Source organism: Burkholderia sp. AU45388, from assembly GCF_030481585.1.
GTDB classification, from domain to species: domain Bacteria; phylum Pseudomonadota; class Gammaproteobacteria; order Burkholderiales; family Burkholderiaceae; genus Burkholderia; species Burkholderia sola.
Genome location: NZ_JAUJPV010000002.1, coordinates 278,119 through 299,297, shown reverse-complemented (window position 1 = coordinate 299,297; position 21,179 = coordinate 278,119). Strand labels below are relative to the sequence as shown.

The following is a 21,179-nucleotide window of genomic DNA, read 5'->3' as shown; positions in this document are numbered from 1 at the left end:
TGATTGATATTTCGACACGCATCACGGCATCAGCCGATACCAAGGAGACACCCATGAACCGCACGACTCACACGATCCGTCGACACACCCTGCGCGCGCTGCTGGCCGCGCTTTGCATCGCGCCGCTCGGGATGACGGCCGCCGCGCATGCCGACGCGCCGCTGAAGATCGGCTTCCTCGTCAAGATGCCCGAGCAGGCGTGGTTCATCAACGAGCAGAACGCGGCGTCCGCGCTCGGCCAGAAGGAGAACTTCTCGGTCGTGAAGATCGGCACGCCGGACGGCGAGAAGGTGCTGGCCGCGATCGACAACCTCGGCTCGCAAGGCGCGCAGGGCTTCGTGATCTGCGCGCCGGACGTGCGCCTGGGGCCGGCGATCGCGTCGCGCGCGAAGCGCTACAACATGAAGTTCGTGACCGTCGACGACCAGCTCGTCGATTCGAGCGGCAAGCCGCTGCCGAACGTGCCGCACCTCGGGATGTCGGCGACCAAGATCGGCAACCAGGTCGGCCAGGCGATCTCCGACGAGATGAAGCGGCGCGGCTGGAAGCCGGAGGAAGTCGGCGCGCTGCGCATCACGAACTACGAGCTGCCGACCGCGAAGCTGCGCACCGACGGCGCGACGCAGGCGCTGCTCGCGAACGGCTTCCGCAAGGAGAACATCTTCGACGCGCCGCAGAAGACGACCGACGACGAAGGCGGCTTCAGCGCGGCCGCACCGGTGCTCGCTCGCCATCCGAACGTGAAGAAATGGGTGATCTACGCGCTGAACGAGGAAACCGTGCTCGGCGCGGTGCGCGCGACGGAACAGCTGCACATCCCGGCGGCCGACGTGATCGGCGTCGGCATCAACGGCGCGGGCGAGGCGTTCGCCGAATTCCAGAAGAAGGAGCCGACCGGCTTCTACGGGACGATCGCGGTCAGCTCGACGAACCACGGCAAGGAAAGCACGCAGAACCTCGTCGACTGGATCCGCAACGGCAAGATGCCGCCGGCCGACACGCAGACGAGCGGCAAGCTGATGACGCGCGCGAACTGGCAGGCCGTGCGCGCCGAACTCGGTATCTGAGCGGGCGAGGCGAGAACGCGATGACGATGCAGACGATGACGGCCGTGCCCGGCCACGACGCCGAAGCGGGCATGTCGCCGCCGGACGGCCCGCTGCTTGCGCTCGACGGCATCACCGTGACGTTTCCGGGCGTGCGTGCGCTCGACGCGGTGTCGCTGTCGGTGCGCGCGGGCGAAGTGCACGGGCTGATGGGCGAGAACGGCGCGGGGAAATCGACGCTGCTGAAGGTGCTGTCCGGCGTGAACCAGCCGCAGGCCGGCACGCTGACGCTGAACGGAGCCGAGCAGCGCTTCGCGTCGACGCGCGCGGCGCTCGAGGCCGGCATCGCGATCATCTACCAGGAGCTGCATCTGGTGCCCGAGCTGACGGTCGCGGAAAACCTGATGCTCGGGCAGTTGCCGAGCCGGCTCGGCGTGGTCGACGAGCGCACGCTCGCCGCGCGCGCGCTCGATGCGCTGGAGCGGCTCGGCGAGCACATCGATCCGGGCATCCCGGTCAAATATCTGTCGATCGGCCAGCGCCAGATGATCGAGATCGGCAAGGCGCTGATGCGCGACGCGCGCGTGATCGCGTTCGACGAGCCGACGAGCTCGCTGTCCGCGCGCGAAACCACGCAACTGTTCCGGATCATCCGCGCGCTGCGCGCGGAAGGCCGCGCGATCATCTACGTCACGCACCGGATGGAGGAAGTGTACGAACTGTGCGACCGCGTGACGGTGTTTCGCGACGGCCGCCGCATCGACACGTTCGATTCCGTCGCCGATCTCGACCGCGACCGGCTGATCGGCTGCATGGTCGGCCGTTCGATCGAGGACGTGTACGGCTACCGGCCGCGCCCGGCCGGCGATGTGCTGATCGAAGCGAAGGGGCTGACCGGGCCGGGGCTGGCCGAGCCCGTGTCCTTCACCGCGCGGCGCGGCGAGATCGTCGGCTTCTTCGGGCTCGTCGGCGCGGGCCGCTCGGAGCTGATGAAGCTGCTGTACGGCGCGGTGCGGCCGAGCGCCGGGCACGTCGAGCTGAACGGCAAGCGCGTGGCGTTCGGCAGCCCGCGCGACGCGGTGCGCGCCGGCATCGCGCTGTGCCCGGAAGACCGCAAGCACGAAGGCATCGTCGCGATCGCGTCGGTGGCCGACAACCTGAACATCAGCGCGCGCCGTCATTTCAGCCCGGCGCGCATGCTGCTCGACGGGCGACGCGAACGCGAGCTCGCGCAGAAATACATCGAGCGCCTCGCGATCAAGACCCGCGACGGCGAAACGCCGATCGGCGCGCTGTCGGGCGGCAACCAGCAGAAGGTCGTGCTCGCGCGCTGGCTGGCCGAGCGCATCGACGTGTTCCTGATGGACGAGCCGACGCGCGGCATCGACGTCGGCGCGCGCGCGGAAATCTACAACCTGTTCTACGAACTCGCGGAAGCGGGCCGCACGGTGATCCTCGTGTCGAGCGATCTGGCCGAGGTGATCGGCGTGTCGGACCGGGTCATCGTGATGAAGGAAGGACGGATCGCGGGCGAGGTCGAGAAGGCGCACGCGACGCCCGACGCGCTGATCAAGCTCGCGCTGCCGCGCTAGCGGCCCGCAGTCAACCGGAAAGCAAACGTTATGAGCCAGGCAATGCAACCCCAACGTACTTCCCCCTCCCCGGATACGCCCGCCGTGCCCGCTCGCCCGCGTGGCGGCCTATGGCAGGTGATCAACCGCTCCGGCATCGTGATGGTGTTTGTGGTGCTGTTCGCGGCGCTGTCGCTGACCGTGCCGGACTTCCTCACGTCCCGCAACATCCAGGGCCTGCTGCTGTCGGTCACGCTGATCGGCTCGATCGCGGTGACGATGATGTTCGTGCTCGCGCTCGGCGAGGTCGATCTGTCGGTTGCATCGATCGTCGCTTTTTCGGGTGTGGTCGCCTCGACGCTGATCACCGCGACGCACAGCGTCGTGCTCGGTATCGCGGGCGGCGTGCTGGCGGGCGGCGCGGTCGGGCTCGTGAACGGCGTGCTGATCGCGCGCTGGCGGATCAACTCGCTGATCGTCACGCTCGCGATGATGGAAGTCGTGCGCGGGCTCGCGTTCATCACGTCGAACGGCGACGCGGTGATGATCTCGGAAGAGCGCTTCTTCGATCTCGGCGGCGGGTCGTTCCTCGGTATCTCGTATCCGATCTGGAGCAACATCGTCGGCTTCGTCGTGTTCGGTTTCCTGCTGCGCAAGACGGTGTTCGGCAAGAACGTGCTGGCCGTCGGCGGCAACGGCGAGGCCGCGCTGCTCGCGGGGCTGCCGGTGATGCGCATCAAGATCACGGTGTTCGTGCTGCAGGGGCTCGTGACCGGCTTCGCCGGCGTGATGCTCGCGTCGCGGATGAGCCTCGGCGACCCGAAGACGTCGGTCGGCCTCGAACTCGGCGTGATTTCCGCGTGCGTGCTCGGCGGCGTGTCGCTGACCGGCGGCGTCGCGACGATTTCCGGCGTGCTGGTCGGTGTGCTGATCATGGGCTCCGTGCAGGACGCGATGAGCCTGCTGAACGTGCCGACCTTTTACCAATATCTGATACGCGGCGGAATTCTGTTGCTCGCGGTGCTGTTCGACCAGTATCGTCGCAACCAGCGGCGCGCGATGAAGATCTGACTTCGATCCCGCGCGGCCGCCTGCATAGACGACGAATATCGGGAGACGGCATGCAACAGACTCATCCGGCCGCGTCGGCGACGCTGCTGGCCGACAGCCGCAACACGCTCGGCGAAGGCGCGACGTGGTGCGACAGGACCCACGCGCTGTACTGGGTCGACATCGAAGGCGCGCGGCTGTGGCGCTGCCGCGCGGACGGTTCGGATCTCGCGCAGTGGGCGATGCCCGAACGGCTCGCGTGCTTCGCGCTGACCGACGATCCGGACGTGCTGCTCGTCGGGCTCGCGACGCATCTCGCGTTCTTTGACTTGCGCACCGGCGCATTCACAAGGATCGTCGACGTCGAGCCCGATCTGCCGACGCGGCTGAACGACGGGCGCTGTGATGGTGCCGGCGCATTCGTGTTCGGGATGAAGGACGAAGGCGCCGAGCCGCCGCGCGCGGTCGGCGGGTTCTATCGGCTCAATCCGGACCTCACGCTCGAACGGCTCGCGCTGCCGCCGGCCGCGATCGCGAACAGCATCGGGTTCTCGCCGGATGGGTCGAAGATGTATTTCTGCGATTCGCTGGTGCGCGAGATTTTCGTGTGCGATTACCGTGCGGGCGGCGATGTGGCCAACGTGCGGCAGTTCGCGCGGCTGACCGATGCGGACGGCGATCCGGACGGCTCGATCGTCGATCGTGACGGCGGGCTGTGGAATGCGCAGTGGGGCGGGCGAAGGGTGGTGCGTTATGGGCCGGACGGGGTCGAGACGGATCGCGTTGAGGTGCCGACCGCGCAGCCGAGTTGCGTTGCAATTGACGGTGACGGCCGGCTGTATGTGACGAGTGCGCGTGTCGGGCTGAGCGATGACGCGCTGGCCGGCGATGCGCACGCGGGTGGTGTGTTCGTCGCGCAAACGCGCTACGCGGGGTTGCCGACGGCGCGGTTTGCAGGGGCACGTACTGGATGAATGGTGGGTATGGACGACAGGTTCTATCGGCTGGCAACCCGAAGTGGCGCAGAATGACGAAAGCCCCCGGCTTGTGAAGGTTCGGGGGCTTTTCTTTTGCACACGATCACCACAATTAAAATAAAGGTAGTCGGGCGCGAATCCAATCCCATTTGGTAGGCGGAATCGCGAGCAACTGCATCACATCACTGCTCGAGCTATCGTAATATACGATTCCGCCGACACCATCTGCCAGTTCTCGCTCAGTTGCCGAATTTACGTAGTATGAAAAATAGCGTTGAGCGCGCAATTCCCCAGTTCCGTCAAAAAGCTGAAGTCTCACTTCATGCCCATTCTGAACATTCGCGCCACACAACTTTGCATAATATTCCACACCTCCAAATTCTTTATTCCCTCCATTCAATTCTTTTTCAAAAAAATCACACCGACGATAATTTGGCCTGGTCATATGAATGGAAAAGCCAATCAGAAAAAATACGAGAATGGCTAACCCAGTGATTCGGCGGAGGCCGGTCTGCGTATTTCGTCCTATGTTAGCCATTGTTGGTTCCAGCATCGCAGTCACTCCACCCGGTGAAGATTTGGTTGAAGCTGTTCTTTTACCCCATCGTGAAATGATGAACCGTTTTCAAGATGAGAATCGATTGTTTTTGGTAATTTAATTAGTGTGCCGACCGATAATTTCGTACTTATACGAGGCAACTGAGAACATGGAGGGACACAGAGCGTGATGGCGCGACTATGCGTTCGCCCCCCGACCTGCTGGTAAGATGGCCCGCAATTCCTCCCAGTCCGCGCCATGAGTTCCACTCCGACCAAGCCCGCGAAACCGAAAAACGCCGCGACGAGCGCCACGGCAGGCGCCGTGAAGAACCCCGCGAAGAACGCCCGCACCCCGGGCGACAAACCGAAGCCGCGCGTGCAACAGCGCCTGACCTACGTGATCGGCGGCCTCGACCGGCTGCTGCGCCGCCACATGACCGACGCGCTCGCGCCGCTCGGCATCACGCTCGCGCAATACACGGCGCTGTCGGTGCTCGAAGCGCGCGGCGCATCGTCGAACGCGCAGTTGGCCGAGCGCTCGTGGATCACGCCGCAATCGGCGAACGAAGTGATGAGCGTGATGGCCGCCCGCGGTTTCGTCACGCGCGAAGCCGACCCGTCGCACGGCCGCATCATCCTGCTGACGCTGACCGACGCGGGCGCGGCGATGCTGCGCGAATGCGAAGCCGTGCTGCGCCCGCTGGAGGCGCGCATGCTCGGCGACATCCCGGCCGACGACGCCGCGCACGTGCAGCGCGCGCTCGAACTGTTCTCCCGCAACCTGCGCGGCTGAGCGCTTTCCCGGTTTTCACGATGCGGGCCCACCTGGCCCGCGCGCGCTTCGTACGCGCCATCGACGGCCGCCCCACCGCTCCCTGATTTCCCCGCCGCTTTCTCCGCGTTCCGCTCCGGGTTTACACCGGCGCTCGTGCCGCTTGCAATATCAGGTAGCCTGATATTAAATGAAGCCGTCCGCAGCAGGAATGCTGCGCACCGAATCGCACTGGAAACGAACGACAGGAACAGACATGAGCAAGTACGACAACCGCTGGCAGACCGTTGAAGTGAAAGTGGAGGCCGGCATCGCGTGGGTCACGCTGAACCGCCCCGAGAAGCGCAACGCAATGAGCCCGACGCTGAACCGGGAGATGCTGGACGTCCTCGACGCGGTCGAGTTCGACGACGAGGCGAAGGTGCTAGTGCTGACCGGCGCGGGCGCCGCGTGGACGGCCGGCATGGATCTGAAGGAATATTTCCGCGAGATCGACGGCGGCTCCGACGCGCTGCAGGAAAAGGTGCGCCGCGACGCGTCGGAATGGCAGTGGCGCCGTCTGCGGATGTACAACAAGCCGACGATCGCGATGGTGAACGGCTGGTGTTTCGGCGGCGGGTTTTCGCCGCTCGTCGCGTGCGACCTCGCGATCGCGGCGGACGACGCGGTGTTCGGGCTGTCGGAGATCAACTGGGGCATCCCGCCGGGCAACCTCGTCAGCAAGGCGATGGCCGATACGGTCGGCCACCGCCGCGCGCTGCACTACATCATGACGGGCGATACGTTCACCGGCGCGCAAGCGGCCGAGATGGGCCTTGTGAACAGCAGCGTGCCGCTCGCCGAACTGCGCGACGCGACGATCGCGCTCGCCGCGCGGCTGATGGACAAGAACCCGGTCGTGCTGCGCGCGGCGAAGCACGGCTTCAAGCGTTCGCGCGAACTCACGTGGGAGCAGTGCGAGGATTACCTGTATGCGAAGCTCGACCAGGCGCAACTGCGCGATCCGGAGCGCGGCCGCGAGCAGGGTCTGAAGCAGTTCCTCGACGACAAGACGATCAAGCCGGGCCTGCAGGCATACAAGCGCTGATACAAGCGCGGACGCAGCCGCCGGCTTCACCGCCGGCGTAATCGCAAGAGACAGGCAAGGCAGGAGACGACATGACCGACAGACGGATGCTGATCGGCGGCGAGCGGTGCAACGCCCGCGACGGCCGCACCTTCGACCGCTTCAACCCCGCGACGGGCGCGCTCGCGTCACGCGCGCCGGCCGCCGGCGTGGCCGACGCCGACGCGGCGATCGACGCCGCGCATCGCGCATTCCCCGCATGGGCGGCGCTCGCGCCGACGGAGCGGCGCCGCCGGCTGCTGAAAGCGGCCGACCTGATGGACGCGCGCATCGACGAGATCGTCGCGACCGGCGTGGCCGAAACGGGCGCGACGCCCGGCTGGCTCGGCTTCAACGCGACGCTCGCGGCGAACATGCTGCGCGAGGCCGCGTCGATGACGACGCAGATCGCCGGCGACGTGATCCCGTCCGACGTCCCGGGCAATCTCGCGCTCGCGATGCGCGTGCCGTGCGGCGTGGTGCTCGGCATCGCGCCGTGGAACGCGCCGGTGATCCTCGGCACGCGTGCGCTCGCGATGCCGCTCGCGTGCGGCAACACGGTCGTGCTGAAGGCGTCCGAGGCGTGCCCGGGCGTGCATGCGCTGATCGGCGCGGTGCTGGACGAAGCGGGGCTCGGCGCGGGCGTGGTGAACGTGATCACGCACGCGGCGGCCGATGCGCCCGAACTCGTCGAGCGGATGATCGCGCATCCGCATGTGAAGCGGATCAACTTCACCGGCTCGACGCACGTCGGCCGAATCATCGCGCGCCACGCGGCCGCGCACCTGAAACCCGTGCTGCTCGAACTCGGCGGCAAGGCGCCGGTGCTCGTGCTCGACGATGCCGATCTCGATGCGGCCGTCGACGCGATCGCATTCGGCGCATTCTTCAACCAGGGGCAGATCTGCATGTCGACCGAGCGCGTGATCGCCGCGCGGCCGATCGCCGATGCGCTCGTCGAGCGGCTGACGGCGAAGGCGCGCACGCTGGTCGCCGGCGATCCGCTAGCCGGCCATCCGCTCGGCACGATGGTCGATGCGTCGGCCGCCGCGCGCGCGGCGTCGCTGGTCGAGGATGCGCGTGCGCTCGGCGCGCAACTGCCGCTCGGCTGCCGCGTGGAAGGCGCGACGATGCAGCCGGCGATCGTCGACGGCGTCACGCGCGACATGCGGCTGTACCGCGAGGAATCGTTCGCGCCGGTCGTCGCGATCCTGCGCGCGGACAGCGACGACGAAGCGGTCGCGCTCGCGAACGACAGCGAGTTCGGGCTGTCGGCGAGCGTGTTCAGCCGCGATATCGCACGTGCGATGGCCGTCGCGCGCCGGATCGAATCGGGGATCTGCCACCTCAACGGGCCGACCGTGCACGACGAAGCGCAGATGCCGTTCGGCGGCACGAAGGCGAGCGGCTACGGCCGCTTCGGCAGCCGCGCGTCGATTGCCGAATTCACGGAGCTGCGCTGGATCACCGTGCAGACCGCGCCGCGGCACTATCCCATATGAGCGAGCCGACGATGAATGCAGAGAAGGCGCCGCTTCAGGTCGCGCAACACGCCGACGCCGTGCGCTATCGCGCGGCCGACGTCGCGGTCGGCGCGGCCGAGATTCGCCGCGCGGCCGACGGCACGTGGTATCTGCGCTCGCGCGAACCGCTTGGCGACTACCCGACGCGCGTGACCGACTGCCTCGTGCGCGGCGCGCAGGCGCACCCCGACCGCGTGCTGGCCGCACGGCGCGGCGCCGACGGCCGCTGGATCGAGATCACCTACGCGCAGATGCTCGAACGCGCCCGCGCGCTTGGCCAGGGCCTCGTCGATCTCGGACTGTCGGCCGAGCGTCCGCTCGCGGTGCTGTCCGGCAACGATCTCGAGCATCTGCAGATGATGTTCGCCGCGATGCTGGCCGGCGTGCCGTATTCGCCGATCTCGCCCGCGTATTCGCTGGTGTCGACCGACTACGGCAAGCTGCGTCACACGCTCGGCGTGCTGCGGCCGGGCGCGGTGTTCATCGCGGAGCGCGCGCCGTTCGCGCGTGCGCTCGACGCGACGTTGCCGGCCGATGCGACGTTGATCGTCGCGCGCGATGCCGATGTCGATGCGGAGGGTCGCGCGGTGCCGCTGTCGCGCCTGCTCGCCACCGTTCCGCGCACGATCGACGCGATCCACGCGGCGGTCGGTCCCGACCATCTCGCGAAGATCCTGTTCACGTCCGGTTCGACGAAGCAGCCGAAGGCCGTGCCGACCACGCACCGGATGCTGTGCAGCAACCAGCAGATGCTGCGCCAGACGATGCCGGAGCTCACGCGCGAGCCGCCGGTATTGGTCGACTGGCTGCCGTGGAATCACACGTTCGGCGGCAGTCACAATCTCGGCATCGCGCTGTACAACGGCGGCACGCTGTATATCGACGACGGCCGCCCGATGCCCGGCCGCTTCGACGAAACCGTGAGCAACCTGCGCGAGATCGCGCCGACGATCTACTTCAACGTCCCGAAGGGCTGGGAAGAGCTGACTGCCGCGCTGGAGCGCGATGCTGAACTGCGCGACACGTTCTTCTCGCGCGTGAAGCTGTATTTCTTCGGCGGCGCGGGGCTGTCGCAGGCCGCGTGGGACCGGCTCGACCGCGTGACCGAAGCGCATTGCGGCGAGCGCATCCGGATCATGGCCGGCCTCGGGATGACGGAGGCGTCGCCGTCGTGCCTGTTCACGACCGGGCCGCTGATGCGCGCCGGCTATATCGGGCTGCCCGCGCCGGGCTGCGACGCGAAGCTCGTGCCGTGCGGCGGCAAGCACGAACTGCGCTTCAAGGGGCCGAACGTGATGCGCGGCTACTGGCATGCGGACGTCGATCCGCGCGACGTGTTCGACGAAGAAGGCTATTACCGCAGCGGCGACGCGGGCGTCTTCGCCGATCCGGAGCGTCCGGAACTCGGGCTGCTGTTCGACGGGCGGCTGACCGAGGACTTCAAGCTGAGCAGCGGCACGTTCGTCAGCGTCGGGCCGTTGCGCGCGAATGCGGTGTCGACCGGCGCGCCGTACGTGCAGGACGTGGTCGTGACCGGCATCAATCGCGACGACATCGGCTTGCTGGTGTTTCCGCGCGTCGACGCATGCCGGGCGGTGGCGGGGCTCCCGGCCGATGCGTCCGTGACCGACGTGCTGCGCGCGCCGGCCGTGCGCGCGGCGTTCGCGGCGTGGCTCGCCACGCTGAACCGCAACGCGAGCGGCGGTTCGACGTTCGTCGCGCGGATCCGGCTGATCGACACGCCGCCGTCGCTCGATCTCGGCGAAGTGACCGACAAGGGTTCGCTGAACCAGGCGGCCGTGCAGAAGCATCGCGCGGCGACGATCGACGCGCTGTACGACCCGGCGCGGCGCGATCCCGACGTGATTTACGCGTAAGCAGCACGCGCGAGCAGTTGCAGCGGTAAGCAACACGCAGGCACGACGACCGGCCGGCCACGACACCGGCAGGCACTTTCGCGGCCAATGAATCAGGTTGCCTGATAAAGTCGGCCCCTTCATACGACACCTCGCGCGCCGAACCGCCACTGGCCGGCGGCGGCGCGCGGCGGCCGTTGCAGGGCCGACCGACGACAAAGACATGGGAATGGAGACATGAACACTTACGTTGCCGAAAAATCCACGGTCGCGACCACGCTTGCGCTGTGTTTCGCGATCGCACTCCTCGAAGGGCTCGACCTGCAGTCGGTCGGTGTCGCCGCGCCGCGCATGGCGCGCGAATTCGGGCTGTCCGTGTCGCAGATGGGCATCGCGTTCAGCGCGGGCACCTTCGGGCTGCTGCCGGGCGCGATGCTCGGCGGGCGGCTCGCCGACCGGATCGGCCGCAAGCGCGTGCTGATCGCATCGGTCGTGCTGTTCGGGCTGCTGTCGATCGCGACCGCGCAGGTATCGACGTTCGCGATGCTCGTCGTCGTGCGCGTGCTGACCGGCATCGGCCTCGGCGGCGCGATGCCGAACCTGATCGCGCTGTCGTCCGAAGCGGTCGAGCCGCGCTCGCGCAGCAGCGCGGTCGCGACGATGTACTGCGGGATCCCGTTCGGCGGCGTGATCGCGTCGGTGATCGGCGTGCTGCTCGCGGGCGACACCGAATGGCGGCACATCTTCTACGTCGGCGGCGTGGGCCCGCTGCTGCTCGTGCCGCTGCTCGTGTGGTTCCTGCCGGAATCGCGCGCGTATCTCGACGTCGCCGGCACGCAGGCCGCGCGCACGAGCGTCGGGAAGACGCTGTTCGGCGACGGCCGCACGACGTCGACGGTTGCGCTGTGGGTCAGCTACTTCTGCACGCTGATCGTCCTCTACTTCCTGCTGAACTGGCTGCCGTCGCTGATGGCCTCGCGCGGGCTCGATCGCGCACACGTCGGCCTCGTGCAGATCGCGTTCAACGTCGGCGCGGGGCTCGGCGCGCTCGGTATCGGCGCGGCGCTCGACCGGATGCGCGCGTCGCGCGTGGTCGGCGGCATGTATGTCGGGATCGTGCTGTCGCTCGCCGCGCTCGCGGCCGCGCCCGGTTTCGCGTCGCTCGCGGCGGCCGCGTTCGCGGCGGGGATGTTCGTCGTCGGCGGGCAGTCGGTGCTGTATGCGCTCGCGGCGATCTACTACCCGACGGCGATGCGCGGCACCGGCGTCGGCGCGGCGGTGGCGGTCGGCCGGCTCGGTTCCGTCGTCGGGCCGCTCGCGGCCGCGACGCTACTGGCCGCGGGCCGCAGCGCGCCGGTCGTGATCGGCGCGAGCATTCCCGTCACGCTCGTCGCGGCCTTCGCCGCATTCGTGCTGATTCGCCGCCCGCAAGCCGGCGACTGACTGGCGGCTGACGGTTCGATTTTTTCAATGCGCGCCGTCAGAGCGCGCTTACTCAAGGTCTGGAGACGCAACGATGAAGAAGACAAGGAACGGCCTGCTGGCCGCCGGCGCGTGCTGCGCGCTCGCCGCGCCGGGCGCGCACGCGCAGTCGAGCGTGACGCTTTACGGGATCATCGATACGGGCGTCGAGTTCGTGTCGCACGCGAACGCGGCAGGCGACCACGTCGTGCGGATGCCGGGCGTGACTGGCGAGCTGCCGTCGCGCTGGGGCCTGCGCGGCGCCGAGGATCTTGGCGGCGGCTACCAGGCGGTGTTCACGCTCGAAAGCGGCTTCAACGTGCGCGGCGGCGATCTCGGGCAAGGCGGCCGGCTGTTCGGGCGCCAGGCGTTCGTCGGGCTGAAGAGCGGCTTCGGCACGCTCGCGTTCGGCCGTCAGTACACGATGACCTACCTCGCGCTGCAGGGCGCGGACATCATCGGCCCCGACATCTACGGGCTCGGCTCGTTCGACGCATACGTGCCGAACGGCCGCGCCGACAACGCGGTGACCTACGTCGGCACGTATCGCGGCGTGACGTTCGGCGCCGCCTATTCGTTCGGCCGCGACGGCGCGGGCACCGGCAACTCGCCGGGGCAGGGCACGTGCGCGGGGCAGGTGCCGGGCGACGCGGTGCAGTGCCGCAACTGGTCGCTGATGCTCAAGTACGACAGCGCGTATTTCGGTGCGGCGGCGTCGTACGAGGAACAGCGCGGCGGCACCGGCGCGGCCGCGAACTTCTTCGATGGCGTGGCGCCCGTCCCGTTCACGAGCAGCGGCGGAAAGGACGCGCGCGCGCACGTGAGCGCGTATGCGCAGGCGGCCGGCGCGAAGATCGGCGCGGGCTGGATCGGGCGGCGCGTGTCGACCGGTTCGCCGGCCGCGCCCGGCGCGCATTCGGACCTGTTCTTCCTCGGCGCGTCGTATGCGGTGAAGCCCGATTTCATCGTCGACGGCGAAGGCTACCGGATCGTCAACAGCGCGCACGACACGCGCGCGACGATGGCCACGCTGCGCGCGACCTATCTGCTGACCAAGCGCACGGCCGTCTATGCGCAATCGTCGTATCTGTGGAACAGCGCGCATGCACGCTACGCGGTCAGCGGCGGCGGGCCGGGCACGACGCCGGGCGCAGGGATGGGGCAGCTCGGCGCGATGGTCGGCGTGCGGCACATGTTCTGATTGACCGGCGTGACGAACCGAACGGGAGTTATCTTGAACAGGAAATCTGCGTTCCTCTGTATCGCGCCGCTGTCCGCCGCCGCCCTGCTCGCCGGTTGCGGCGGCGACGATTCGATCAGCGCCCCGCCCACGCACATGAGCGCCGCGACGCCTGCCGCGATGGCGCAGACCTGCGACGCGCTCGCCGCGAAGCTCGCGTATGCGAACACGTCGTTCACGTCGGTGACGACCGCGGCGGCCGGCGCGCTGACGGTGGCCGGCAAGCCGGTCGCCGAGCACTGCGTGATCGAAGGGAAGATGAACGAGCGCGTGAGCGCGGTGGACGGCAAGACCTATGCGATCGGCTTCGAGATGCGATTGCCGAAAGCGTGGAATGGCCGCTTCTTCTACCAGGCGAACGGCGGGCTCGACGGCAACGTCGTGACCGCGACCGGCGAGATCGGCGGCGGCGGGCCGTTGACCAACGCGCTGAACCAGGGTTTCGCGGTGATCAGCTCGGATTCCGGGCACAGCGCCGCGCAGAATCCGTTGTTCGGCCTCGATCCACAGGCGCGGATCGACTACGGCTACGGCGCCGTCGACGCGCTGACGCCGATGGCGAAGCAGGTGATCCGGCTCGCGTACGGCAAGGCGCCCGATCGCAGCTATTTCGGCGGCTGCTCGAACGGCGGCCGTCACGCGATGGTGACGGCGGTGCGCAACCCGGCCGACTACGACGGCATCATCGCGGGCGACCCGGGCTTCCATCTGCCGAAGGCGGCGATCGGCGAGATGTACGGCGCGCAGCAGTTCGCGAAGATCGCGTCGGCCACGGGAACGAACGGGCTGCCGGACATCCGCAGCGGTTTCAACGATGCGGAACGCCAGTTCGTCGGCGCGAAGATCCTCGAAAAATGCGACGCGCTCGACGGCGCGGCCGACGGGATGGTGCAGGACGTCGCCGCGTGCCAGGCGCACTTCAGCGTCGATGTCGATATCCCGACCTGCGCGAACGGTACGCGCACGGGCGCCTGCCTGACGCCTGCGCAGAAAACCGCGCTGGAGAACGTGTTCGCCGGTGCGCGCAACAGCGCGGGCACGGCGTTGTACGCGAGCTTTCCGTACGATCCGGGCATGTCGGGCCCGGGCTGGGCCGCGTGGAAGCAGTCGAACTCGATCATGCTCGACCCGGCCGCGATGGCGTTCACGTTCATGTCGCCGCCGAAGACCACCGCGACGCTCGCGAACCTCGCCGGCTTCGCGCTCGGTTTCGACATGGACAACGATGCGCCGGCGATCTTCGCGACGAACGGGACTTACACGCAATCGTCATGGTCGTTCATGACGCTGCCCGACGAGACGAACCTCGCCGCGCTGAAGTCGCGCGGCGCGAAGCTGCTCGTCTATCACGGCACGGGCGACCCGGTGTTCTCGTTCAACGACACGCGCGACTGGTATGCGCAGGTCGCGCAGGCGAACGGTGGCGATGCGTCGAGCTTCGCACGCTTCTATCCGGTGCCGGGGATGAACCACTGCTCGGGCGGACCGGCCGCCGACCAGTTCGACATGCTGACGCCGCTCGTCGCGTGGGTCGAACAGGGGCAGGCGCCCGCGGCGGTCGTGGCGACCGCGCGCGACGCGACGAACGCGGTGCCGAACGCGGACGTGCCCGCGTCGTGGGGCGCGGGACGCACGCGGCCGCTGTGCCCGTATCCGCAAGTCGCGCGCTACAACGGTTCGGGCGACTTGAACTCGGCGGCGAGCTTCAGTTGTCGTTGACGTCGCCGTCGATGGGAGACGGCCGGCGCGCGCTGTCGCGCGCCGGCCGTTTCATCGTTTCATTCACTCGCCGGCATCGACCGGCACGTCGAGCCCGACCTTCACGCGGCTCATGCTCACCAGCGTCTTGAACCGCTTCACGTTGTTGTTCGCGAAGAACAGCTCGCGCGTGAGCGCGTTGTACTGATCCATGTTGCGCACCGCGAGGATCAGCACGAAATCCCATTCCCCCGTCACGTAGTAGCACTGCTGGATCTGCGGGCAGCGCTCGAACGCGCGTTTCATCGCGTCGAGCTGGTCGATCTGCTCGCTCTCGACCTCGACGTTCACGACGATCGTCAGCGGATGATCGACCTTGTCCGGCGCGACGACGGCCGTATAGCGCTCGATCACGCCCGCTTCCGCGAGACGCCGCAGCCGCCGGTTCACGGCGGCGGTCGACAGGTTGACGCGCGCGCCGAGCTCGGCCTGCGGCGTCTGCGCGTCGCGCTGGACTTCCATCAACAGCTTGCGATCGAACGCATCGAGAGGAGTCGTCATGAGGGCGCGTGCAACCTCGAAAGAATGAGAAATTTTTGCGTCGGAGCGGTCGATTTGGCGATTTCGTTCACCCGCCCGCGCAATATTATTTTTCCGACCGAAGGCGCGCGCAACCCCGCGCCTGCCCGACCCGACTCACCCGACGGACCCCCGGCGGTCCCGCTCCGGAGCCTTACGTCATGCTGATCGCCAACCCGCGCGCGTCGCGCACTGCCTATCCGGACGCGCTGCGCCGCGTGATGAACATCGCGTCGGCCGACGAAAGCGGCGCGTGGCTCGCGCACTGGCCGCTCGTCGGCCACGCGCGCACGCCGCTGCGCGCGCTGCCCGATCTCGCCGCGCGGCTCGGCGTCGCGAACGTCAGCGTGAAGGACGAGTCGTGCCGCTCGCCGCTCGGCAGCTTCAAGGCGCTCGGCGCGCCGATCGCGCTGGTGCGGCTCGTGAAGCGGCTGCGCCGCGCGCAGGCACTCGATCCGCAAGGGCTTCTCACCGGCCGCTACGCGTCGGCGCTGGCCGACCTGACGGTGATCAGCGCGACCGACGGCAATCACGGCCGGGCGCTGGCCGCCGCCGCGCGCGCGATCGGCTGCGGGTGCGTGATCGTGCTGCACGCGAACGTCGACGCCGAGCGCGAACGCGCGATCTCCGCGTATGGCGCACGGATCGTGCGCATCGCGGGGAACTACGACGAATCGGTGGTCTGCGCGGCGCAGCTCGCGCAGGCGAACGGCTGGTACGTCGTGTCGGATACGTCGTACGACGGCTACGAAGCGATTCCGCGCGACGTGATGCAGGGCTACGGCGTGATCGCCGCCGAAGCGGCCATCCAGGTGGCGGCGGGCGGCGGGCGGCCGTTCACGCACGTGTTCCTGCAGGGCGGCGTGGGCGGCCTCGCCGCGGGCGTCGCGAGTTACCTGTGGGAGCGCGACGGTGCACGGCGGCCGCGCTTCGTCGTCGTCGAGCCGCGCCAGGCCGATTGCCTGTACCAGAGCGCGCTGGCCGGGCGCGCGACGAAGGCGAGCGGCAGTGTCGATTCGCTGATGGCCGGGCTCGCGTGCGGTGAGGCGTCGCCGCTCGCGTGGGATTTCCTCGAGATGTGCATCGACCACTTCATGCTGATCGACGACGACGACGCGGTGCAGGCGATGCGCGGCCTCGCGGCCGGCAGCGAACGCGACGTGCCGCTCGTCGCCGGCGAATCGGGCGCGGCCGGCGTGGCGGGGCTGGCCGTGCTGATGCGCGACCCGGCGCGCGCGCGGCAGGTCGGGCTCGACGCCAACGCGCGCGTGCTGGCGATCAACACCGAAGGGGCGACCGCGCCGTCGGTGTACCGGAACTGCGTCGGCGAGACGGCCGACGCGGTGCTCGCGCGGCAGCGCGACTGGCTGAGCCGCGCGGCGGTGGCGGCCTGAACGACATGACGACCGACATGACCACCGACGAGGCGAACGCAATGGACACAATCGACGCAATGGCAGAAAGCACGCTGCAGGGCCGACTGAAGACCTGGCGCCGGTATCTGCACCAGCACCCGGAAACGGGTTTCGAAGAAGTGAACACGTCGGACTACGTCGCGCGGATCCTGACGACGCTCGGGCTCGACGTGCATCGCGGCATTGGCGGCACCGGGCTCGTCGCGAACCTGACGGCCGGCACCGGCCAGCGCGCGATCGGCATTCGCGCGGATATGGACGCGCTGAACATCGTCGAGCATGCGCCTGACCGCGCGCACGTGTCGCGCACGCCCGGCAAGATGCACGCGTGCGGGCACGACGGCCACATGTCGATGGTGCTCGGCGCCGCGCAACTGCTGGCCGAGCGCAAGGATTTCGACGGCACCGTGCGTTTCATTTTCCAGCCGGCGGAAGAACACGGCCGCGGCGCGAAGGCGATGATGGCCGACGGGCTGTTCGAGCGCTTTCCGGTCGACGCGATCTTCGGCGCGCACAACATGCCGGGCATGCGCGCGGGCACGTTCGCGACGCGTGCGGGCGGCATCATGGCGAGCGAAGACAATTTCGTGATCCGGATCGACGGGCGCAGCACGCATGCGGCGCGGCCGCACATGGGTATCGATCCGATCGTGATCGGTTCGCAGATCGTGCTCGCGCTGCAGACGATCGTGTCGCGCAATCTCGACCCCGGCCAGCAGGCGGTGATCTCGTGCACGGAATTCATCACCGACGGGCTGCGCAACGTGCTGCCGTCGACCGTGACGATCAAGGGCGACACGCGCAGCTATTCGCGCGACGTGCAGGCGCTGCTGGAGGCGCGGATGCGCGAGATCGGCGAAGGGATCTGCCGCACGCACGGCGCGACCTGCACGTTCGAGTACACGCACGAGTTCGCGCCGACGGTGAATTCGCCGGAATGGGTCGACACGGCCGTGCAGGCCGCCGCGCACGTCGCGGGCGCCGACGCGGTGAACGCCGACGTGCAGCCGATGATGATCTCGGAGGATTTCGGCGCGTTCCTGCAGGCGGTGCCGGGCAATTTCGTGTTCATCGGCACCGGTGAAGTGGCCGGGCAGGGCGGCGTGCCGCTGCACAACGCGACGTACGATTTCAACGACGAGATTTTGCCGATCGGCGCGCGATATTTCGCGGAAGTGGCGCGGCGCGCGTTGAAGGCGGTATAGCGGGATGGGCGCGGGTCGCCGCGTATTCGGCTCGCTGCGCGGGCGGTGCACCTGCGTCATCGACGACGCATCGATGCTCGAGCGCACCGGGTTGCCGACGCGTCGAGATCACTCGTCGTCGGCCGTCGTTTGCGGGCGCACGAGGATCATGTTGTGGAACGGCGCGATCAGCACGCCGCGATTCAGCAAAAGTTTTTGCGCATAAACATACGACAACTTACTTCTAGGCGGTCCATTCTTTGATGTGAGTGTGCGCACACATCCAGCACAAATGTTCGGTGAAAACGACCTAAACGACGAATGCGTATCTCGCGCCTGTCGCGTCCAGACTCCGCAATGTAGTACGACGACGTATAAATCATGATCCGCCGATCGGCGCATCGATACCCTCTCACCCTGCAGGGTTGTCAACACGACGATCACCGACAAGCGATGAGATGAAGCAACACGCCACGAGGTTCGCGTGCGACCCGGTTGGTGCCCGGACGCGAACGCGAATACGTCAAGCCAGCGTCTTGATCATGTAGTGCTCGTCGTAGAAGCGGCCATCGACGAACAGGGAACGCGGCTCCGTGCCGAACCGCACGAACCCTTGGGATGCGTAAAGCTGCTCCGCGGTGCTGTTGACCTCGTTCACGCACAGCATCAGCTGGCTGCATCCCCACGCGTTGGCCGCATGCGCGGTCGCGCTGTCGAGGAGCGCCTGCGCGATGCGTTGCCCGCGATACGCGGCGTCGACGTACACGCCCCAGATCGTCGCCTTGTGCGCGATCTTCATGCGCGCATCGCGGCGTACGCCGGTGATGCCGACGAGCGTGTCGCCGTCGAACGCGCCGAACACGGCTTGTGCCTGCGTCGGCGTGAGGCGCTTCGCGAATTCGTCGACCGGCACCTGCGACTCTTCGTCGAGCGTCGGCAGGAAGGACGTGGGTGCGGTGTCGACCGCACGCAGGCGGACGGTCTGGAACTGCGCCGCGTCGGCGGCGTCAAGCTGGCGGATCGTGATCGTCATCGGGGGCATTCCGGTTGAGGGGCGCGTGCATGCCGGCGCGCCGCTGCCGCGGTCGCGGGATGCATCGTCCTTATCCTAATAGGAATCCGGCTGCCGGGTGGCGACGTGCGGTGCGCCGTACGGGCTGCGCGCACGATCGTGAACGGAGAACGCGGTGATGGCGGTGCGTCGTACCGCTATCAAGGCGGGAGCGCGTCAAGCGCATGCGCGGTCGCGTCGGGCTGACGCGCGACGTCGAACCGGCGAGGTGCGCGCGACCAACTCACGCGCACGCAACGGGAATCAATAGCGCGACAACTGATTGCCGTTGATCTGCACGCGGTCGCCCGGACGCAGGTTGCCCGGCGACTGCACGTCGAACGAGCGCATCGAGCCGTCGCTGACCTGCACGTCGATCCGATAGCTGCTCGGGCCTTGCGCGGCGCCCACCTGCTGGCCGATCTGGTTGCCGGCCACCGCACCGCCGAGCGCGCCGATCACGGTCGCCGCATCGCGGCCGTGACCGCGGCCGAACTGGTTGCCCACCAGCCCGCCGACCAGCGCACCGACGACGGTGCCGGCGATGCCCGACGGGGCGACCGAGCCGTTGACCGGCTGGATGTTCGACACGGTGCCGTACTGCGTGCCGTACGGGGTCGCGTATTGCTGTTGCGGGTTGCCGTACTGGTCATACGGCTGCGAGCCGTATTGCGACGGATTGCCGTATTGATCGTACGGTTGCGGCGCCTGGTTCGGATAAGCCGGTTGCTGCTGCACGTAGCCCGGCTGCGAATACGCAGGCTGCGGATAAGCGGGCGTCGCGTATTGCTGCTGCTGCGGATAGCCCGGCTGCGCGCCGTAGTAGCCCGGCGCGACACACGCGGTGAGCGGAAGCGCCGCCACGGCGACGAGCGAGGCGAACAGAACGGTCTTCGTGGAAGGCATGCGCATCATGATGATTCCTGCATCGGCAACGTGTCCGCCGCTGGATTCCCGTCAGGGTGGCGAACTCGGCGTGAGTATAAGGAATGGCCGGATGCGCGTCCGGTGTGGCCGGGTAACAACGTGTAAAGTCTGTTGCCGCGTAAATCGCCGGTGGGGCGGGGCGCCGAAGCCCCGACCGGCAACGGCGCGACGCGGTTTCCCGGCGCACGCGTGCCCGCGCTGCGGCCCGCGCGCGGCCGCCGACATTTCAGCCGTTTCCACGGCCGGCGCAACCCGTCTGCGCGCCGGCCCGGCGGCGCCGCGCGCCGCACATCGCGAAATCGAATGCGCGGCATCGCGACATTTAATTGGCCTCGCGCAGCGGCGTCCGATATCGTGGCCGGATTCCCTGCCAACGGTCGCGCCGCGCCGGCCGCGGTTCCCTCCCCTGTCCGCGCCGGTGTCGCGCCGCGACCGCCCACATTCGAAGCCATGACCGAACGACTCTTCATCAACGCCCGCGACGCCGGCGGCCAGCCCGTCAATCTCGTCGTCCGCGACGGCCGCTTCGCCGCGATCGGCGCCGCGTGCACCGCCGCGTCCGGCGCGCAGACGATCGATCTCGACGGCCGCGTCGTGCTGCCCGGTTTCGTCGACGGTCACATCCATCTCGACAAGAGCTTCGTCGGCGATCGCTGGGTGCCGCACGAACCGGTCGGCTCGCTGCGCGAGCGGCTCGCCGTCGAGAAGCATCAGCTCGCGGACGCGCCGCCGGCCGTCGAGCACCGGGCGATTGCGCGTTCCCGCCGGTGCAACGGCTGCGCGACGCGGGCGTGCACGTGTTCGCGGGCAACGACAACATCCGCGACGCGTGGTGGCCGTACGGCAACGGCGACATGTTGCAGCGCGCGATGATGGTCGGCTACCGATCGGGCTTCTACACCGACGAAGCGCTCGGCGTCGCACTCGACATGGCGACGCACGCCGGTGCGCGCGCGATCGGCAAGGAGAACTACGGAATCGCGGTGGGCTGCGACGCGAGCTTCGTCGCGGTGCGTGCGCCGAATGCGGCGGCGGCCGTCGCGGGCGTGCCGGCCGAACGCTGGGTATTCCGCCGCGGCGAAAGCGATACGGGCGCACCGTTCGCGCCGTCGCTGCGCTTCACGTGCTGATTCGCCCGACCGGCGGCACGGCATGTGCCGTGGCCGCCTTGCATCGATCGACCC

General features: G+C 68.1%; 17 protein-coding genes and 1 pseudogene. 14 read left to right on the top strand and 4 right to left on the bottom strand.

The features are described from left to right. The first annotated feature begins 53 nt into the window (after positions 1-53). The 4 genes from QZM72_RS05245 to QZM72_RS05230 are packed head-to-tail and all read left to right on the top strand — an operon-like array spanning position 54 to position 4,641. The gene (locus QZM72_RS05245) at positions 54-1,067 is read left to right on the top strand and encodes an arabinose ABC transporter substrate-binding protein (protein ID WP_301737406.1); all 1,014 of its coding nucleotides are present in this window, start codon (positions 54-56) and stop codon (positions 1,065-1,067) included. Between the two features lie 20 nt (positions 1,068-1,087). Continuing rightward, on the top strand, positions 1,088-2,638 hold the full coding sequence (gene araG, locus QZM72_RS05240; RefSeq protein WP_301737405.1) for an L-arabinose ABC transporter ATP-binding protein AraG: 1,551 nt from the start codon (positions 1,088-1,090) through the stop codon (positions 2,636-2,638). A 30-nt stretch (positions 2,639-2,668) separates the two neighbouring features. Next, a complete protein-coding gene (gene araH / locus QZM72_RS05235; RefSeq protein ID WP_089470861.1) occupies positions 2,669-3,688 on the top strand; it encodes an L-arabinose ABC transporter permease AraH in 1,020 nt (339 codons plus the stop codon). 50 nt (positions 3,689-3,738) lie between these two features. Beyond that, complete coding sequence (locus tag QZM72_RS05230; protein WP_089470860.1) at positions 3,739-4,641, top strand: SMP-30/gluconolactonase/LRE family protein; 903 nt, start codon at positions 3,739-3,741, stop codon at positions 4,639-4,641. Between the two features lie 115 nt (positions 4,642-4,756). On the opposite strand, the gene QZM72_RS05225 is transcribed toward QZM72_RS05230, so the two are convergent. Further along, positions 4,757-5,197 carry a hypothetical protein gene (locus tag QZM72_RS05225; protein WP_144030173.1) on the bottom strand — a complete coding sequence of 147 codons (441 nt, stop codon included), beginning with the start codon at positions 5,195-5,197 and terminating at the stop codon, positions 4,757-4,759. A gap of 243 nt (positions 5,198-5,440) precedes the next feature. Here QZM72_RS05225 and QZM72_RS05220 point away from each other — a divergent pair, with 243 nt between their 5' ends. The 7 genes from QZM72_RS05220 to QZM72_RS05190 all read left to right on the top strand — a co-directional run bounded on the left by QZM72_RS05220 (position 5,441) and on the right by QZM72_RS05190 (position 14,860). Next, a complete protein-coding gene (locus tag QZM72_RS05220; RefSeq protein WP_089470859.1) occupies positions 5,441-5,977 on the top strand; it encodes a MarR family winged helix-turn-helix transcriptional regulator in 537 nt (178 codons plus the stop codon). A gap of 235 nt (positions 5,978-6,212) precedes the next feature. Then, the gene (locus QZM72_RS05215; protein ID WP_089470858.1) at positions 6,213-7,043 is read left to right on the top strand and encodes a p-hydroxycinnamoyl CoA hydratase/lyase; all 831 of its coding nucleotides are present in this window, start codon (positions 6,213-6,215) and stop codon (positions 7,041-7,043) included. Positions 7,044-7,114: 71 nt separating this feature from the next. After that, positions 7,115-8,563 carry an aldehyde dehydrogenase gene (locus tag QZM72_RS05210; protein ID WP_301737404.1) on the top strand — a complete coding sequence of 483 codons (1,449 nt, stop codon included), beginning with the start codon at positions 7,115-7,117 and terminating at the stop codon, positions 8,561-8,563. Between the two features lie 11 nt (positions 8,564-8,574). Then, the gene (locus QZM72_RS05205; protein ID WP_301737403.1) at positions 8,575-10,461 is read left to right on the top strand and encodes a feruloyl-CoA synthase; all 1,887 of its coding nucleotides are present in this window, start codon (positions 8,575-8,577) and stop codon (positions 10,459-10,461) included. 216 nt (positions 10,462-10,677) lie between these two features. After that, on the top strand, positions 10,678-11,883 hold the full coding sequence (gene mhpT, locus QZM72_RS05200; protein ID WP_089470856.1) for a 3-(3-hydroxy-phenyl)propionate transporter MhpT: 1,206 nt from the start codon (positions 10,678-10,680) through the stop codon (positions 11,881-11,883). 73 nt (positions 11,884-11,956) lie between these two features. Continuing rightward, a complete protein-coding gene (locus tag QZM72_RS05195) occupies positions 11,957-13,102 on the top strand; it encodes a porin (RefSeq protein WP_089470855.1) in 1,146 nt (381 codons plus the stop codon). A gap of 33 nt (positions 13,103-13,135) precedes the next feature. Next, the gene (locus QZM72_RS05190; protein WP_301737402.1) at positions 13,136-14,860 is read left to right on the top strand and encodes a tannase/feruloyl esterase family alpha/beta hydrolase; all 1,725 of its coding nucleotides are present in this window, start codon (positions 13,136-13,138) and stop codon (positions 14,858-14,860) included. Positions 14,861-14,923: 63 nt separating this feature from the next. On the opposite strand, the gene QZM72_RS05185 is transcribed toward QZM72_RS05190, so the two are convergent. Beyond that, positions 14,924-15,400: an Lrp/AsnC family transcriptional regulator gene (locus QZM72_RS05185; RefSeq protein ID WP_059581607.1), complete on the bottom strand. Its 477-nt coding sequence runs from the start codon at positions 15,398-15,400 to the stop codon at positions 14,924-14,926. A gap of 179 nt (positions 15,401-15,579) precedes the next feature. On the opposite strand from QZM72_RS05185, the gene QZM72_RS05180 reads away from it, so the two are divergent. Together QZM72_RS05180 and QZM72_RS05175 are read left to right on the top strand one after the other, a co-directional pair. Further along, the gene (locus tag QZM72_RS05180; RefSeq protein WP_301737401.1) at positions 15,580-16,812 is read left to right on the top strand and encodes a diaminopropionate ammonia-lyase; all 1,233 of its coding nucleotides are present in this window, start codon (positions 15,580-15,582) and stop codon (positions 16,810-16,812) included. Between the two features lie 41 nt (positions 16,813-16,853). Next, positions 16,854-18,038 (top strand): M20 aminoacylase family protein, encoded by a 1,185-nt coding sequence (locus QZM72_RS05175; RefSeq protein ID WP_301737400.1) that lies wholly within the window; start codon positions 16,854-16,856, stop codon positions 18,036-18,038. Between the two features lie 502 nt (positions 18,039-18,540). Here the strand turns inward: QZM72_RS05175 and QZM72_RS05170 are convergent. Both QZM72_RS05170 and QZM72_RS05165 read right to left on the bottom strand, forming a co-directional pair. Continuing rightward, a complete protein-coding gene (locus QZM72_RS05170; protein WP_089470937.1) occupies positions 18,541-19,050 on the bottom strand; it encodes a GNAT family N-acetyltransferase in 510 nt (169 codons plus the stop codon). 282 nt (positions 19,051-19,332) lie between these two features. Further along, positions 19,333-19,983: a glycine zipper 2TM domain-containing protein gene (locus tag QZM72_RS05165; protein ID WP_301737399.1), complete on the bottom strand. Its 651-nt coding sequence runs from the start codon at positions 19,981-19,983 to the stop codon at positions 19,333-19,335. 462 nt (positions 19,984-20,445) lie between these two features. Between QZM72_RS05165 and QZM72_RS35580 the strand changes: the two are divergent. Further along, positions 20,446-21,125, top strand: a pseudogene (locus QZM72_RS35580) (amidohydrolase family protein). Positions 21,126-21,179: the final 54 nt, after the last annotated feature.

What these genes read in the sequence shown, in the direction of transcription:
- araH (WP_089470861.1), top strand. Translation starts at nt 2,669, where the DNA reads ATGAGCCAGGCAATGCAACCCCAACGTACTTCCCCCTCCCCGGATACG.
- QZM72_RS05220 (WP_089470859.1), top strand. Translation starts at nt 5,441, where the DNA reads ATGAGTTCCACTCCGACCAAGCCCGCGAAACCGAAAAACGCCGCGACG.
- QZM72_RS05205 (WP_301737403.1), top strand. Translation starts at nt 8,575, where the DNA reads ATGAATGCAGAGAAGGCGCCGCTTCAGGTCGCGCAACACGCCGACGCC.
- QZM72_RS05170 (WP_089470937.1), bottom strand. Translation starts at nt 19,050, where the DNA reads ATGACGATCACGATCCGCCAGCTTGACGCCGCCGACGCGGCGCAGTTC.
- mhpT (WP_089470856.1), top strand. Translation starts at nt 10,678, where the DNA reads ATGAACACTTACGTTGCCGAAAAATCCACGGTCGCGACCACGCTTGCG.
- QZM72_RS05165 (WP_301737399.1), bottom strand. Translation starts at nt 19,983, where the DNA reads ATGATGCGCATGCCTTCCACGAAGACCGTTCTGTTCGCCTCGCTCGTC.
- QZM72_RS05175 (WP_301737400.1), top strand. Translation starts at nt 16,854, where the DNA reads ATGGACACAATCGACGCAATGGCAGAAAGCACGCTGCAGGGCCGACTG.
- QZM72_RS05215 (WP_089470858.1), top strand. Translation starts at nt 6,213, where the DNA reads ATGAGCAAGTACGACAACCGCTGGCAGACCGTTGAAGTGAAAGTGGAG.
- araG (WP_301737405.1), top strand. Translation starts at nt 1,088, where the DNA reads ATGACGATGCAGACGATGACGGCCGTGCCCGGCCACGACGCCGAAGCG.
- QZM72_RS05230 (WP_089470860.1), top strand. Translation starts at nt 3,739, where the DNA reads ATGCAACAGACTCATCCGGCCGCGTCGGCGACGCTGCTGGCCGACAGC.
- QZM72_RS05210 (WP_301737404.1), top strand. Translation starts at nt 7,115, where the DNA reads ATGACCGACAGACGGATGCTGATCGGCGGCGAGCGGTGCAACGCCCGC.
- QZM72_RS05195 (WP_089470855.1), top strand. Translation starts at nt 11,957, where the DNA reads ATGAAGAAGACAAGGAACGGCCTGCTGGCCGCCGGCGCGTGCTGCGCG.
- QZM72_RS05180 (WP_301737401.1), top strand. Translation starts at nt 15,580, where the DNA reads ATGCTGATCGCCAACCCGCGCGCGTCGCGCACTGCCTATCCGGACGCG.
- QZM72_RS05245 (WP_301737406.1), top strand. Translation starts at nt 54, where the DNA reads ATGAACCGCACGACTCACACGATCCGTCGACACACCCTGCGCGCGCTG.
- QZM72_RS05185 (WP_059581607.1), bottom strand. Translation starts at nt 15,400, where the DNA reads ATGACGACTCCTCTCGATGCGTTCGATCGCAAGCTGTTGATGGAAGTC.
- QZM72_RS05225 (WP_144030173.1), bottom strand. Translation starts at nt 5,197, where the DNA reads ATGCTGGAACCAACAATGGCTAACATAGGACGAAATACGCAGACCGGC.